The organism is Actinomycetospora sp., assembly GCF_036497585.1.
GTDB lineage: Bacteria > Actinomycetota > Actinomycetes > Mycobacteriales > Pseudonocardiaceae > Actinomycetospora.
On record NZ_DASXJD010000131.1, the window covers coordinates 1 to 15,259 of the forward strand.

Consider the following 15,259-nt stretch of genomic DNA (forward strand, 5'->3'; position numbering starts at 1 on the left):
GTCGTCCGCGGCACCGTCGGCGACCGCGACGGGCCGGTCCGCCGAGGCCGGCACCACCTCGCCGGCGACCCCGGCCACGCCCCCGCCCGCCGTCTCTACGAGCGGGCGGCGTTCGCTCCCCTGCCGGTCACCCGGTACTTCCGCCGGACCGCTCCGCCTGCGCCACCCGCTCGATCACCGTGAGCACGCTGTCCGGGTTCAGCGACATCGAGTCGATCCCCTGCTCGACGAGGAACTCGGCCAGGTCCGGGTGGTCGCTCGGCCCCTGCCCGCAGATGCCGACGTAGCGATCGTTCGCATGCGCCGTCTCGATCAGCATCGAGATCATCTTCTTGACGGCCGGGCTGCGCTCGTCGAAGAGGTGCGCGAGGCGGTCGTCGTCGCGCCCGATCCCGAGCGTGAGCTGGGTCAGGTCGTTCAAGCCGATCGAGAAGCCGTCGAAGCGCTCGGAGAACTCGTCGGCCTGCAGCACGTTCGACGGGATCTCCGCCATCACGTACACCTGCAGCTCGTCGCGCCCGCGCTCGAGGCCGTGCTTCTTCATCGTCTCCAGCACCCGGTCGGCCTCCTCCGGCGTGCGGCAGAAGGGGACCATGACGATGACGTTGGTGAAGCCCATGTCCACCCGCACCCGCGAGAGGGCTCGGCACTCCAGCGCGAAGGCCTCCTCGTAGTCCTCGCTGTAGTAGCGCGAGGCCCCGCGCCAGCCCAGCATCGGGTTCTCCTCGTCGGGCTCGAACGCCGTCCCGCCGATGAGGCCCGCGTACTCGTTCGTCTTGAAGTCCGAGAGCCGGACGACGACGGGCTCCGGGTACTGCGACGCCGCGATCACGCCGATCCCGCGGGCCATCTGCTCGACGAAGTACTCGGCGTTGTCGTCGTAGCCCGCCGTGAGCTCCTCGATCTGCGCCCGGGCGTGGTCGTCGACCTGGTCGGGGTGCAGCAGCGCCAGCGGGTGCGCCTGGATCACGTTGTTGACCAGGTACTCGACCCGGGCCAACCCGATGCCGTGCGCGGGCAGCCGCCACCACTGCATCGCCGCGGCCGGGCTCCCGATGTTCATCATGACCCGGGTCTTCGTCTCCGGGACGTCGTCGAGGTCGAGGTCCTCCACGGTGTAGTCGAGGATGCCGTCGTAGACGTAGCCCTCGTCGCCCTCGGTGCAGGAGATGGTGACCTCGCGGCCGTCCTCGAGCGTCTCCGTCGCGTCGCCGGTCCCGACGACGGCGGGCACGCCCAGCTCGCGGGACACGATGGCGGCGTGCGAGGTCCGCCCCCCGCGGTCGGTGACGATCGCCGCGGCCTTGCGCATGATCGGCACCCAGTCCGGGTCGGTCATCTCCGTGACGAGGACCTTGCCCTCCTCGAAGGTGTCGATGTCGTCGGCCGACGCGATGCGCTGCACCTCGCCGGCCGCGACCGCCTGGCCGATGGCCAGGCCGGAGACGACGACGTCGCCGGTCCCCTCGAGCCGGTAGGTCTGCAGCGTGCCCGCGCCCGCGTTCGACTGGACGGTCTCCGGACGTGCCTGCACCACGAACAGCTCGCCGCTGCGGCCGTCACGGGCCCACTCGATGTCCATCGGCCGGTCGTAGTGCTTCTCGATGGTGACACCCCAGCGGGCGAGGGCGAGGACGTCGTCGTCGGAGAGGACGAAGCGGCTGCGGTGCTCGGCGGGGGTGTCGACGTTCTCGGTGGTGTCGCCCGCCGAATCTTCCGACTCGGCGTACTGCAGCGTCTTCTCCTTCGCCCCGACCGTCTTCGCGATGATCGGGACCAGGTTCTCCTTCTCCAGGAACGGCTTGTAGACCGTGTACTGGTCGGGGGTCACCTCGCCGCCGACGACGTTCTCCCCGAGGCCCCAGGCCGCGTTGATGACGATCGTGTCGGGGAAGCCGGTGTCGGAGTCGATCGTGAACATGACACCGGCGCTACCGGTGTCGGAGCGGACCATCTTCTGGACGCCGACCGAGAGCGCCAGGTCCAGGTGGTCGTAGCCCTGCTCGGTGCGGTAGCTGATCGCGCGGTCGGTGAACACCGAGGCGTAGCAGTCCTTGCACGCGCGCAGCAGGTCGTCGGCGCCGGTGATGTTGAGGTAGGTGTCCTGCTGGCCGGCGAAGCTCGCGTCGGGCAGGTCCTCGGCGGTGGCGCTGGACCGGACGGCGACGTCGACGTCGTCGGTGTCGTAGCGGCGGGAGAGCTCGGCGTAGGCCTCGCGGATCGCGTCCGCGGTGTCGCCGGGGAACTCCGCCTTGGCGAACTCCTCGCGGATCGCGGCGCCGACCTCGGCGAGCTTGTCGCCGTTCGGGTCCAGGCCGTCGAGCAGCTCGCGGATGCGGTCGTCCAGGCCGTTGGCGGACAGGAAGGCGCGGTAGGCCTCGGACGTCGTCGCGAACCCGCCGGGCACCCGGACCCCCGCCCGGTCCAGGTTCTGGATCATCTCGCCGAGCGAGGAGTTCTTGCCGCCGACGGCGTCGGTGTCCTCCGACGACAGCGTCTCCAGCCAGCGCACGTGATCCATCTCGGTCCTCCCGTCGCGGTCCGCGCCTCGCCACGCGGCATCCGACCAGCGACCTGACATTCCCCTCGTCAGCGAGGCGAGAAACCGTCCCCGGCGGGAACATGGACGAATGGACAGGTCACGTGACGCCGTGGCCCGCCGGTACGGCGAGCACCTCACCGACCGCGATCTGCTCGCCCTGACCGGCGACCACCCCGACCAGGTCGACGCGCTGCGACGGCGCCCCGAGCTGGTGCTCGACCTCCTCGACCGGCCCACGGTGGCCGACGCCGTGCTCACCGCCGTGCACGACGAGGGCGAACGGTTCCGCTACGTCTCGCCCTTCCTCGTGTTCGCGGCCGCCGTGCACCGGGCGGCCGGGTCGCTGGTGGGGCAGGCCGCGGTGGTCGACCGCACCGCCCCGCGCTCGCGGCTCCCGATCCTCGACGGGCCCGTCATCGCCGCCTTCGCCGCCGACCCCGCCCACCGGCTCTTCCTCGCCGAGCTCCTCGCCTCCTACGCCCGCCTCGCGTCCGGGGTGGTGTGGCGCCGCGGGGAGCGAGGCTGGCAGCGGCGGCGCTGGGACGAGCTGGACCTTCCGCGTCTCGCCGAGCTCCTCGCCGACGTGCCCGCCCAGGACCGGCCCGGGGTGTGGCGGAGGATCGGCGACGGCGCGCTCTTCCTCGCCGGCGTGTATCCCGAGTACGCCGAGCGGACCTACGGCGGGGCGGGCTCGACGCGCCTGTCGCGGGCCACCGGGCTGCACCTGCGCGGTGAGGGACCGGTCGGCGAGCTCCTCGAGGACCTCGCCGGGCGGGCCTACCGGCAGACACGGGGGGCGGTGCCGCCGGGGGTCGTGGACTCCCCGCGGTCGGCCCGCCGGCTGCTCACGATCGTCGCCGACCGCTACCTGCACCGCGACGCCGTCGTCGGGCCCTCCTGATCCCGGACGGCCGCGGCCGGGTTTCGACCGAAGGTGCCCTTCGTTCGGACTGGGCCGGGGAACGCGATTCTGGCGAGGGGCGCCCACGGCCGATCTAGTCGACCGAAGGTGCCCTTCGCTCGAATCGGGGCCCGGCCGCTCCCCACGGATGATGTGCCACACGTCACGCCGCGCCCTGTCACGCGCGCATGCTCCCCCCGGTCTTCTCCCCCGACGACCAACGGGCGAGGAGAGGTCAGGCCATGACGGCGACAGGGGTTCTCGGGACGGCGGGTGCGCGACGCGGGCGCGAGCGGGCGCGCGTGGTGGTGCTCGGCGGGGGCTACGGCGGGCAGCTCGCCGCCCAGGCACTCGCCCGGCGCACCGACGCGGCGGTGACGCTGGTGAACGACGGCGACCGGTTCGTCCAGCGGATACGGCTGCACGAGCTCGCGAGCGGCCGACCGGTCGAGGCGCCCCGGTTCGCCGATCTGCTGGCCGGCACCGGGGTGGCGTTCGTCGACGACCGGGTGGTCGACCTCGACCTCGCCGCCCGCAAGGTGCAGCTGCGCGACGGGGCGCCGCTCGACTACGACGTCCTCGTCCACGCCCTCGGCAGTCACACCGCGGTCCCCGAGCACGCCCACGACGTCTCCACCCCCGACGGCGCGGCCCGGCTGGCGGTGCGGCTGGCGGACGACGGGGTGCGGCGGGTCGCGGTCGTCGGGGCGGGGCTCACCGGGATCGAGACCGCCACCGAGCTCGCCGAGACTCACCCGGGGCTCACCACGACACTCGTCACGAGCGGTTCGCTCGACGACGACCTCTCGCCCCGCGGCGCCTCCCACGTGCGACGCGCCACCGCGCGGCTCGGGATCCGGCTCGTCGAGCACGCCCCGGTGGCCGCCGTGCACCCCGACGGGCTCACCCTCGCCGACGGCCTCGACGAGCCCGCCGACGCCGTGGTCTGGACCGCCGGCTTCGCCGTCGACGACCTCGCCGCCCGGGGCGGGCTCGCCGTCGACGCCGACGGCCGGATCCTCGTCGACGCGGCCCTGCGCTCGACCTCGCACCCCGACGTCCTCGCGGTGGGCGACGCCGCGGCACCCGTCGCGGCGAGCGGCGACGTCGTGCGGATGGCCTGCGCGACCGCGGTGCCCGCCGCCCAGCACGCCGCGCGCACCGTCGCCGCGGTGCTCGCCGGGCGCGAACCCCGGCCGTGGCGCTTCCGCTACGCGATCCGGTGCGTCAGCCTGGGGCGTCGTGACGGGCTCGTCCAGGTGGTGCACACCGACGACCGGCCCCGCGATCTCGTGCTCACCGGCCGCGCCGCGGCCCGGGTGAAGGAGGCGATCGTCGTGAACGCGCTGCGGGTCCAGACCCACCCCCGCGTCCCGACGAGCGCGTGACCCGGCCGACGGGGACCGACGTCGCCACGGCACGGTTCGAGCAGAACCGCGCCCGGCTGACCGGGCTCGCGTACCGGATGCTCGGCGAGCTCCACGAGGCCCAGGACGCGGTGCAGGACGCCTGGCTGCGGTGGACGGTGCACGAGGAGGAGGTGCGCGACCCGGAGGCGTGGCTCACCCGGGTCGTGGTCAACCTGTGCCGCACCCGGCTCGGGGCGCTGCGCGACGGGCGCACCGACTACGTCGGCCCGTGGCTGCCCGAGCCGGTGCCGACCGGGCCGGGCGGCGTCGACCTCGGGCCCTCGGACACCGCCACCCAGCGCGAGACGCTCTCGCTCGGCATGTTGCGGCTCCTCGAGGCGCTCTCGCCCGCCGAGCGGGCGGTCTTCGTCCTGCACGAGGCGTTCGGCCACCCGCACGCCGAGATCGCGGACCTGCTGGACCTGCCCGAGGCGACCGTGCGCCAGCACATGCACCGCGCCCGGGAACGGGTGGGGGCGGGGCGCCGCCGCTTCGAGGCGGACCCGGAGCGGGCCGCCGCGCTCACCGCACGCTTCCTCTCCGCGGTGGGCGGGCAGGACCTCGCCGCGCTCGAGCGGCTGCTGGCCGACGACGCGGTCGCGCTCTCCGACGGCGGCGGCGTCGTCACGGCGGCTCGGCGGCCGGTCGAGGGACGCGCCAAGGTCGCGCGCTTCGTCGCCGGTCAGGCCCGCCAGGCCTCCGGGGTGACCATCGCCGTCGAGCAGGTCAACGCCGGGATCGGCGTGGTCGCGCGCGCGGGAGAGCAGGTGCTCGTCGTGATGACCCCGGAGTTCGACCCGGCGACCGGCGAGCTGGTCCTGCTGTCCTCGGTGCTCAACCCCGCGAAGATGGCCGCGATGCCCGCTCAGCCGCCCGCCGGGTAGGCGTTCACCACCGCGGCCACGGGCCGCGTGATCAGCCCGTCAGCTGGCCGGCGTCGCTCCCGGCCCCCTCGTGGGCCGGACCCTGCTTGTGCCCGACGGCCCGCCCGACGAAGAAGCCGATGAGTCACGCGTCTCCCCTCGGATCCGCCCGCTTCTCGCGACACGGTTCCGGACATCACGCGCGAACCCGGGTGGCGTTCACCCTGCGGCCACCCGTCGCGGGCACGATCTCCGCGTGCGCCGCCCCGTCCTCACCGCGCTCCTGGCGCTCGCCCTCGCCGGGTGCGGGTCGACCGCTCCCCCGGCGCCCACCGCCGCGTCGGCGCCGACCCCGCAACCGTGCTCGCCGAGCACCGCGATCGTCGGGTGGTCCGACGCCCTCGAGGGCCAGCACTTCGCCGGGCGGACGCCGCAGCCGCAGGTGGTGGGCAACCTCTCCGCGCTCGCCGCCCTGCCCGACGGCCGGGTCCTCGCTCTCTCCGACCGGTCGGTCCTCTTCACCCTCGACGCCGCCGTGGACCGCCCGCTCGACGCCGTCGCGCTCGCGGACCCCGCAGGGAAGGCGCTCGACTCGGAGTCCCTCGTCGTCGACCGCGACGGCAGCCTGCTCATCGGCGACGAGACCGGCCCGCAGGTGTTGCGCGTGGACCGCGACGGCCGGCTGCTGGGCGCGCTGCCGGTGCCGCCGGACGTCACCGACCGCGGCCGGTCGAACGGGACGTTCGAGGGGCTCGCCCTCTCCCCCGACGCCCGCACGCTCGTGGCCTCGCTCGAGGAACCGCTGCGCGACGACGACCGAGGCCTGACCCGCCTGGTCACCTGGACCCGGCCGGACCCGACGTCGGCGGCGTTCACCGCGGGCCCGCAGTACGCGCTCGGGTTGCCGGCCGGCCTCGGCGTCGCCGAGCTCGCCCCGCTCGGCGACGGACGCCTGCTCGCCCTCGAGCGCGGCTACGACGCGGCGGTCGGCAACACCGTGCACCTCGTTGGCCTCGACCCGGCCGGGGCCGCCGACGTCGCGGCCGTCGCGGCCCTCACCCCCGCCACGGCCGGCACGCCGGTCCGCAGCACCTTGCTCGCCGACCTCGGGACCTGCCCGGCCCTCGGCGCCACCAGCCCGCAGGCCCAGCGCAACCCGTTGCTCGACAACGTCGAGGGCCTGACGGTCACCGGGCGGGAGCCCGACGGGGCGCTCGACCTGCTCCTGGTCAGCGACGACAACGACAGCCCCCGCGAGGTCACCCGCACCTACCGGATGCGGGTCACGCTCGGCTGACGACGACGGCGCTCTCCGTGAGCGCCCCGCGGCGCAGGAGGAGCGACGACGGCGGCCGAACGGCGCAATCGTCCGCGAGCCACCGCGCGTGATCGCCCGCTGACCGTGCGGTGATCACCGGCGTTCTCAGATTCGTACGGTCGTCCGCACCCGGATGCCTAGCGTCCCGGCCCGTGCAGCAGACGCGCAGGACGATCTGGACGGCGCTCACGGTCGTCGTGCTGGCGGGGCCGGTGGCCCTCACCGTGTGGCGGACCGGGGAGGGCAGGCTGCTCTCGACGCTGCTCGTGGCCGTCGGGGTGGTCGCGCTGGTCGCGATGGGGGTCGCCACGGTGGCGCCGTCGCGGGTGCGCGGCCTGACGGCGGCGTTCGGGATCGACCGCGTCATCGGTGCCCACCGGTGGCTGGGGATCCTGGCGATCGCGGCGGCCCTGACCCACCTGGGGCTCGCGGTGGTGCGCTCGCCGAGGCTGCTCAACCCGCTCGCGGCGTCGCTGTCGATCCAGTGGGGATGGTTCGCGACATTCGCGTTGGCCGGGGTCGGACTCGTCGCCGCCTGGGGTCGCCGGTCGGGCCGCCGGTACGAGTTGTGGGCCCGGGTCCACGTCCTGCTCGCCGCGGTGGCCCCCGTGCTCGCGGCCCTGCACGTGCTCTGGCTCGGCAACCTCGTCGCGGACCCGGTGCTGCGCGTCGTGCTCTCGGTCCTGACCCTGGGCCTCCTGACGGTGCTCTTCCTGCGCTGGGTGTGGCGGCCGCTGTTCTCCCGCAACGGCGCCTACGTCGTCTACGGCGTCCGGCCGGAGGGGCCGTCGACCGCCACGCTCGTGCTCGCCCCGGTCCACATGCACCGGGGGCTGCGGTTCCACCCCGGCCAGTTCGTGTGGCTGCGCCTGCGTCGCTCGGTCCTCGCCACCGAGGAGCACCCCTTCACCATCGCGTCCTCGGCGCGGGTGACCGGCCGTCTCGAGCTCACCGTGCGCGACGCCGGTGACTTCTCGGCGACCCTCGCGGCGCTCCCGACGGGCGCCCGGGTGTGGCTGGACGGGCCGCACGGCGCGTTCACCTCGGCCCCCGAGGCCCCCGGACTGGTGCTGGTCGCGGGCGGCGTCGGGATCACGCCGATGATGTCGATGCTGCGCACCCTGGCCGATCACGGCGACCGCCGCACCCACCACCTCGTCGTCGCCCAGCGGCCCGACGAGCCGCTCTTCGAGCCGGAGCTGGCCTCGCTCGCCCGCCGGCTGGACCTGCGCGTGACCCGCACCGCGGGCCGTCGGGTCGACGCCGCGCTGCTGGATCCCGTCCTGCCGCCCGACCCGTGGCGCGCCGAGCTCGACTACTTCGTCTGCGGCTCGCCCTCGCTGCTCGCGGGATCGCTCGCGGCCCTGGAGCAGCTCGGGGTCCCGGCCGAGCGGGTGAGCACCGAGCAGTTCGGCTGGTCCGGCCCGCTCCCGATCGGCGGCCCGGAGCGGCGGCACACCGACGCCGGCTGACCCCCGGGCACCCGTCACCCTGGTGGGGTGATCTCCGCGACGGGTGCCGGGATCCGGCGCTACATCGTCGCCGGTCCGTGGACCCTCGGCTACCTCGTGGTGCTCCTGGCCGTGCACGCCGGGATGTCCCGGACCGACCCGGCACCCTTCGTCGCGTGGGCCAGCACGAACGCGGCCAACCTCACGACCCATCCCGTCCGGGCGCTGCTCGCGAGCGCGCTGGTCGTCAACGGGTCGCTGCTCGACGGGGGCACCGCCATCACCCTGTGGCTCGGGGTGGGGGTGGCGCTCTGGTGGGTGGAGGCCCGTCACGGCCCGGCGCGGGCCGCGGCGGTGTTCCTGGCCGGGCACGTCGGCGCGACCCTGCTGACGCTGCCGGTGATCCTCGCGGCGATCGGGGCCGGCCGGTACCCCGAGGACGTCCGGACCGCGGTCGACGTCGGGATCAGCTACGGAGCCCAGGCCGCGCTCGCCGCCGTCGTCGTGGCGCTGCCGCGGTGGGCGTGGGTGCCGTGGGTGGGGTTCGTGATCGGGTGGCCGCTGCTCGACGCGGACTGGTCGGGCCTGCTGCCCGACTTCACGACGGTCGGGCACCTGATCGCCGCGGCGATCGGGTTCGCCCTCGCGGCGACGCTGCTCAGAAGGCCACGACGGACTTGGTGATCTGGCCGTGGGCCACGGCGCCGGCCGGGCCGTGCGCGGTCACCGTGACGAAGGCGAGGGCGCGGGTGCGCCGCAGCAGCGAGCCCCGCACGGTGACCCGCTCCCCGACCCGGGCGGCGCGGTGACTGCGTCCGACGTTTCTGCATCACGACCGGGCACCGTGCCCAGAATGGATCTCCACGCGCCGCCGGAAGCGTCACGACGGTCGTAACAATCGTCGGGAGGGAGTCGATCTGGGGACCGTCGCGACCGCCCGGCCGCGACCTGAGTCCCTGGGGGAGACAGATGACGACGTCGCGCGTGCGACCCCGATCCGCCCTACTGATCCTGCTGGTGGCCGCAGCCGCCGTGGTCACGTGGACCGGAGCCGCCCAGGCCGCGGCCGCCCTGGTGTGGCAGTCCGACTTCACCGGCAGCGGGTTCAACAACTTCAAGGCCACGCCTTGGAACGACGTCGGCGCCGCGGCGCCGGTCCTGGTGACCAGCACGGTCCATGCCCCGGCCCAGGCAGCTCGGTTCACCGTGCCGGGCGGCGGAACCCGCTCGGAGATCGAGCCGAACGTCGTGAACTTCACCGAAGGCTCTGACTTCTACTTCGGGGACTCCTTCACCCTGCCGGCGACCTTCCCGGTCAACGAGACGAGCTGGCAGGTCATCACGCAGTGGAAGAACTCCGACGACGGCTCGCCGCCGGAGGAGCTGAAGGTCGGCCACGGCAACGTGATCCTCGACGGCGGCTACGGCTACCCGACCGGGCCCGCGGGCAGCAAGTACTGGACCCAGACCCTGGCGCCGGCCGCCACCACCACACAGACGACGGTGGTGCTCCACATCCACTTCTCGGCCAACCCGAAGCTGGGCAGCATCGACGCGTGGGTGAACGGGACCAAGGTCCTCACCGGGTACCACCCGGTCGCCGGCACCCTCTACCCGACGGCCAAGAAGACCAAGGCCTCGCCGGCCCAGGCCGCGGCGCAGAAGGCCGCAAAGGACAAGACCCCGCAGCCGAAGGACACCCCGAAGGAGCCGGCCGCCTCGACCGACACCGTCGTGACCGCGTCAACGACGTCGTCGCAGTTCGACTATTGGAAGATGGGGATGTACCGGGACAACACCCTCACCTCGACGGCGACCTACGACATCGAGAGCGCCCGGCTGGCCACCACCTACGCGGCGGCCGCCGGATAGGAGGCCGAAGGCCACCTACGAGCCTGCGGCATCCAGCCACTTGTGCAGCTTCGGCTTCGTGTAGGCGGTGACGGCGGCGGCGAGGGTCTCGTCGGCGGCGATGCGGCGGGCGCGGGCCTCGGCGTGCAGCACCCCGTAGGTGAAGCTCGGCTCGCCCGCGCGGTGCGCGAGGTCGGCGAGGTCCACCAGCCAGTGCGCGACGGCCTCGTTGCGACGCCGCTCCTCGAGCGCCCCGGCGAGCGCGTCCGCCGCGTCCGCGAGCTTGCGGGCCTGCTTGCCCAGCGCCCCGCGGACCACCTGCGCCGTCGTCGCGACCGTGTGGGCCGCGGTCGCGACCGGGGCGAGCCGCGGCTCCCCCGCCCGGTCCGAGCCCTGCGCCTCGGTCACCGCGGCGGCGGCGGCCTCGCGGGCCGCGGCGTCCGCGTCGGCGAGCGCCCGGGCGAGGACCCGGGTGGTGTGCTTGGGCTTGCGACCCCCGATGGGGGCGGTGAGGACGAGCTGGTCGGCGTGCGCGAGCAGGCTCGTCCACTCCGGCTGGGCCAGCATCGAGGTGACCGCGTCGCGGCGCTCGGCGTTGCGGGAGGCGACGACGATGCCGACCCGCGCCTCCACCGGACCCTGCCGCAGCGTCGGGTCGAGGTCCTCGACGAGCTCCTCGAGCACGTCGACGGTGCCGTCCAGCGCCCGCGCCTCCTCGACGGTGGAGCGCGCCCACGCGAGCTCCGCGCGCAGCGCCGGGAGCTCGCCGCCTTCGATGAGCGACGCGAAGCCCGTCACCACGGCCTCCAGGTCGGCCAGCGCCTCGGCCAGCCGCTCGACGTCGGGCCCCTCGGACCCGAGGGAGCCGGTGGCCGGATCGTCGTCGGGCGTCTCGTCCTCGGTGGCGGGCACCGTCACCGAGGATCCGCCGTCGCCGCCGAAGTCGGGGTGCCCGGTGCTCTCGTCGTCGTGTGGGTCGGTGCCGATCTCGGTGTCCTCGACGACGGGCGTGGGATCGGTCTCGGGCTCGACCGCAGCGTGGAGAGCGGCAACCCGGTCGCGGATCGCGGCGAGGACGAGCGTGGCGGCGGTGACTGTCTTCGGCACGAAAAGCTGTGTACCCGAACGGGGGCCCCGCTGATCAGGACCGCAGGCCGCGATCCGACAACGTTCACGGCGCCGCCACCTGCTGGCGTCGGACGTCCGTTTCACGTCACCGAGCGCGTGGGACCCGCCGACGCGTGCCGCCCGGGACCGTCCCGGGCCACGACACGAGAGGAGCAGGATGCAGGAGCAGGAGTTCGTCAGCGCCGTCCGGCAGTCCCTCGACCTGCCCGACAACGAGAGCGCGGGCTCGGCCGTGCGGGCCACGCTCGCGGTGCTCGGTCGACGGCTCGCCGGCGGGGAGGGCAAGGACCTCGCGTCCCAGCTCCCGGGCAGCCTCGCCGCGCAGATCCCGGACGACGCGCCCGGTGAGCGTTTCGACGTGACGACCTTCTACCAGCGCGTGGCCGAGGCCGAGCGCGCCGAGGGTCGTGAGGTCACCGACGCCCAGGCCCGCCAGCACGCCCGTGCGGTCGCCAAGGGTCTCGAGACGGCGCTCTCCGACGGCGAGTGGGACGACGTCACCAGCCAGCTGCCGGCCGACTTCGCCGACTTCCTCGGCACGGAGCCGGTCCAGAAGCACTGAGGGCCACCGCACGGCCCGCGCAGGCTCGTCCCGCGCGGGCCGGTGGCGTCGACCGCCGGGACGTCCCGGTGGTCACCCGAGCCCGAGGCCGACGGCGCTCGCGACCACCCGAGACGGGCGTGGACCGTGTCGGGCCGCGGCGCGTGAGCCCGCCGTCGGAGAATCACGCCCATGCGCAGCCTGCTCGTCACCGGAGGTTCCCGCGGCATCGGCGCCGCCACCGCCCGGCGGGCGGCCGCGGCCGGGTGGGCGGTGTGCCTGACCTACCGCAGCGACCAGGCCGCCGCGTCCGCCGTCGTCGCCGCGATCGAGCGCGCCGGGGGGCGGGCCGCGGCGGTCCGCGCGGACGTCGCGGTGGAGTCCGACGTCGTCGCCGCCGTCGAGGCGACGACGACCCTCGCGCCGCTGGGCGGCGTCGTCGCGAACGCCGGGATCGTCGGCGAGAAGGCCCGGGTGGACGAGCTGACCGTCGAGCGCGTGGAGCGGATGCTCGCCACCAACGTCACCGGCACCATCGTCACCTGCCGCGAGGCGGTCCGGCGGCTCTCCACCGCGCACGGCGGCAAGGGCGGGGCGATCGTGCTGGTGTCCTCCGCGGCGGCCCGGCTCGGCTCGCCGGGCGAGTACGTGGACTACGCCGCGTCCAAGGCCGCCGTGGACACCCTCGGGCTCGGCCTGGCCAAAGAGGTCGCCGCGGAGGGCGTGCGGGTCAGCGTGGTGCGGCCGGGGATCATCGACACCGAGCTGCACGCCTCCGGTGGTCAGCCCGACCGCGTCTCACGGCTCGGCCCCAGCCTCCCGACGGGCCGGGCGGGCACGGCCGACGAGGTCGCCGCCGCCATCGTCTGGCTCGTCTCCGACGAGGCCTCCTACGTGACCGGCAGCGTCCTCGACGTGGCCGGCGGCCGGTAGCGACGCCTTTGCGGCAACCGCTTGCGCTCCTACCCTGACGTCATGAGCGCCGACGCCGCCGCACAGCACGCCACGGCCCTCAACCGCGCGACGTTGCCGGACCTGGCCATCCCCGTCCCGGGCTACGACCGCGACCTGCTGCGGGTCGGCATCGTCCACATCGGGGTCGGCGGCTTCCACCGCGCCCACCAGGCGATGTACCTCGACCGCCTCTTCGCCGCCGGACACGACCGCGACTGGGCGCTGTGCGGGGTCGGGGTCCTGGACGCCGACCGCGCCATGGGCGAGGTCCTGCACCGCCAGGACGAGCTCTACACCCTCGTCGAGAAGCATGCCGACGGGTCGCGCGAGCCGCGGGTGATCGGCTCGATGGTCGAGTACCTCGTCGCGCCGGACGACCCGGAGGCCGTGCTCGCCCGCATGACCGACCCGGACGTGCGGATCGTGAGCCTGACCGTCACCGAGGGCGGCTACCACGTCAACACCGCCACCGGGGAGTTCGACCCGTCCGAGGCCTCCGTCGCCCACGACCTCGCCCGGCCGCTCGACGCCGAGCCGACGAGCGCCTTCGGCTACCTCGTCGAGGCGCTGCGGCGGCGCCGGGCCGAGGGCAACCGGCCCTTCACCGTCATGAGCTGCGACAACATCGCCGGCAACGGCGACGTGGCCCACCGGATGATCACCGCGTTCGCCCGTCGGCGCGACGAGACGCTCGGGACCGACCTCGCCGACTGGATCGAGCGCGAGGTGCCCTTCCCCAACTCGATGGTCGACCGGATCACCCCGCGCACCACCGACGACGACCGCGCCGAGCTCGCGCAGCGCTTCGGGGTCGACGACGGCTGGCCGGTGGTGTGCGAGCCGTTCTGCCAGTGGGTGCTCGAGGACCGGTTCGTCTCCGGGAGGCCGGCCTTCGACGAGGCGGGCGTCCAGGTCGTCGCGGACGTCGAGCCCTACGAGCTGATGAAGCTGCGCCTGCTCAACGCCTCGCACCAGGCGCTCGCCTACCTCGGCTACCTCGCCGGGTTCCGCTACGCCCACGAGGTCGCGAGCGACGACGAGTTCGTGCGGTTCGTCCGCGGCTACATGGACGACGAGGCCACCCCGACGCTGCTCCCGGTCCCGGGGGTCGACCTCGACGAGTACAAGTCCACCCTCGTCGAACGGTTCGCCAACCCGGAGATCCGCGACACCCTCGCCCGGCTCGCCGCCGAGTCGTCCGACCGCATCCCGCCGTGGCTCGTCCCGGTGATCCGGGAGAACCTCGAGAACGGCCGGGAAGGTGGACACGGCGGGATCGAGCGGTCGGCGCTGATCGTGGCGGCGTGGGCGCGCTACGCCGAGGGGGTCGACGAGGCCGGGGACCCCATCGAGGTCGTCGACACCGGCCGCGCCGAGGAGCGCACCGCCGCCGCGCGGCGCTACCCCGACGAGCCCCTGGCCTTCCTCGAGGACCGCTCACTGTTCGGCGACCTGATCGACGACGACCGCTTCACGCAGGCCTACCGCCGCCACCTCGACCGGCTGCACGCCGAGGGCGCCCGGGCGGCGCTGCGGGCGGTCCTCGACGGGGCCTGACGGCGGGTCCCTGACCGCCCTCCACCCCTGTGCGACAGGCCACGACGCGATGTGCTTGCACGAGCTAGCACCCGTGTTAGCGTGGATGTCAGTCGAGCGGAGGAGGTCGTGGGGATGTCCGGGGTCGAGAGCGTCGACAAGGCGCTCGGACAGGCCGTCGAGGACATCGGGGGCTACATCCGCAAGCAGCGCGAGCTGGCGCAGGTCTCCCTGCGCCAGCTCGCGAAGGTTGCCGGGATCTCCAACCCCTACCTGAGCCAGATCGAGCGGGGACTGCGGAAACCCTCCGCCGAGATCCTCGCGCAGATCGCCACGGGGCTGCGGATCTCCGCCGAGGCGCTCTACATCCGGGCCGGGCTGCTCGAGGAGCGCCAGGGGTCCGGGGTGCTGGACGCGCTCGCGACCGACCCGCAGCTGACCGAGCGTCAGAAGCAGGTCCTCCACGACATCTACGAGTCCTTCCGCCGAGAGAATCGTGCGGGTCCCGACGCCGGGACCTCGACCGAGCCGACGCCGAGGTCGGCCCCCGGCACCCCCACCGGTGCCACGGACGGGACGGCCGCGCTGGCCGTCGCGCCCGACCTGACCGGCGTCAGCCACGAACAGGAGTGATCATCATGGCCGTCACGTTCCCCACCAAGTTCGACGTCCGCGAGGCCCGCGACCAGGCGAGCAAGGCCGTCGCCGACGCGGTCGACCCGCTGCGCGCGCCGTCGCTGGCGCTGCTGGGCCTCGGCGACTACG

General features: G+C 74.2%; 13 protein-coding genes. 11 read left to right on the plus strand and 2 right to left on the minus strand.

Translation table 11 applies throughout. The features are described 5' to 3' along the window. Positions 1 to 127: 127 nt before the first annotated feature. Positions 128 to 2,521, minus strand: a complete 2,394-nt coding sequence (gene ppsA / locus VGH76_RS12830) for a phosphoenolpyruvate synthase (protein WP_331557070.1) — start codon at positions 2,519 to 2,521, stop codon at positions 128 to 130. Between the two features lie 109 nt (positions 2,522 to 2,630). Here ppsA and VGH76_RS12835 point away from each other — a divergent pair, with 109 nt between their 5' ends. From VGH76_RS12835 to VGH76_RS12865, 7 genes are all read left to right on the plus strand, one after another. Next, positions 2,631 to 3,443, plus strand: a complete 813-nt coding sequence (locus VGH76_RS12835) for a hypothetical protein (protein WP_331557071.1) — start codon at positions 2,631 to 2,633, stop codon at positions 3,441 to 3,443. 242 nt (positions 3,444 to 3,685) lie between these two features. After that, positions 3,686 to 4,831, plus strand: a complete 1,146-nt coding sequence (locus VGH76_RS12840) for an NAD(P)/FAD-dependent oxidoreductase (protein WP_331557072.1) — start codon at positions 3,686 to 3,688, stop codon at positions 4,829 to 4,831. Next, entirely contained in the window at positions 4,828 to 5,736 is a 909-nt protein-coding gene (locus VGH76_RS12845) for a sigma-70 family RNA polymerase sigma factor (protein WP_331557073.1), read from the plus strand. Before VGH76_RS12840 ends, VGH76_RS12845 begins: the two co-directional genes overlap by 4 nt. Before the next feature lie 235 nt (positions 5,737 to 5,971). Next, positions 5,972 to 7,012, plus strand: a complete 1,041-nt coding sequence (locus VGH76_RS12850) for an esterase-like activity of phytase family protein (RefSeq protein WP_331557074.1) — start codon at positions 5,972 to 5,974, stop codon at positions 7,010 to 7,012. Positions 7,013 to 7,185: 173 nt separating this feature from the next. Further along, complete coding sequence (locus tag VGH76_RS12855) at positions 7,186 to 8,505, plus strand: ferredoxin reductase family protein (protein WP_331557075.1); 1,320 nt, start codon at positions 7,186 to 7,188, stop codon at positions 8,503 to 8,505. Positions 8,506 to 8,532: 27 nt separating this feature from the next. Beyond that, positions 8,533 to 9,168: a rhomboid-like protein gene (locus VGH76_RS12860; RefSeq protein ID WP_331557076.1), complete on the plus strand. Its 636-nt coding sequence runs from the start codon at positions 8,533 to 8,535 to the stop codon at positions 9,166 to 9,168. 285 nt (positions 9,169 to 9,453) lie between these two features. Next, on the plus strand, positions 9,454 to 10,356 hold the full coding sequence (locus VGH76_RS12865) for a heparin lyase I family protein (protein WP_331557077.1): 903 nt from the start codon (positions 9,454 to 9,456) through the stop codon (positions 10,354 to 10,356). Between the two features lie 15 nt (positions 10,357 to 10,371). Here VGH76_RS12865 and VGH76_RS12870 read toward each other — a convergent pair whose 3' ends face one another. Next, entirely contained in the window at positions 10,372 to 11,442 is a 1,071-nt protein-coding gene (locus tag VGH76_RS12870) for a CHAD domain-containing protein (protein ID WP_331557078.1), read from the minus strand. Positions 11,443 to 11,620: 178 nt separating this feature from the next. Between VGH76_RS12870 and VGH76_RS12875 the strand changes: the two genes are divergently transcribed. The 4 genes from VGH76_RS12875 (at position 11,621) to VGH76_RS12890 (ending at position 15,127) form a co-directional block, all read left to right on the plus strand. Next, positions 11,621 to 12,025 (plus strand): DUF2267 domain-containing protein, encoded by a 405-nt coding sequence (locus VGH76_RS12875; protein ID WP_331557079.1) that lies wholly within the window; start codon positions 11,621 to 11,623, stop codon positions 12,023 to 12,025. Between the two features lie 171 nt (positions 12,026 to 12,196). Next, complete coding sequence (locus tag VGH76_RS12880; protein WP_331557080.1) at positions 12,197 to 12,937, plus strand: SDR family oxidoreductase; 741 nt, start codon at positions 12,197 to 12,199, stop codon at positions 12,935 to 12,937. A gap of 42 nt (positions 12,938 to 12,979) precedes the next feature. Further along, on the plus strand, positions 12,980 to 14,515 hold the full coding sequence (locus VGH76_RS12885) for a mannitol dehydrogenase family protein (RefSeq protein WP_331557081.1): 1,536 nt from the start codon (positions 12,980 to 12,982) through the stop codon (positions 14,513 to 14,515). A gap of 114 nt (positions 14,516 to 14,629) precedes the next feature. Continuing rightward, positions 14,630 to 15,127 (plus strand): helix-turn-helix transcriptional regulator, encoded by a 498-nt coding sequence (locus VGH76_RS12890; RefSeq protein WP_331557082.1) that lies wholly within the window; start codon positions 14,630 to 14,632, stop codon positions 15,125 to 15,127. Positions 15,128 to 15,259: the final 132 nt, after the last annotated feature.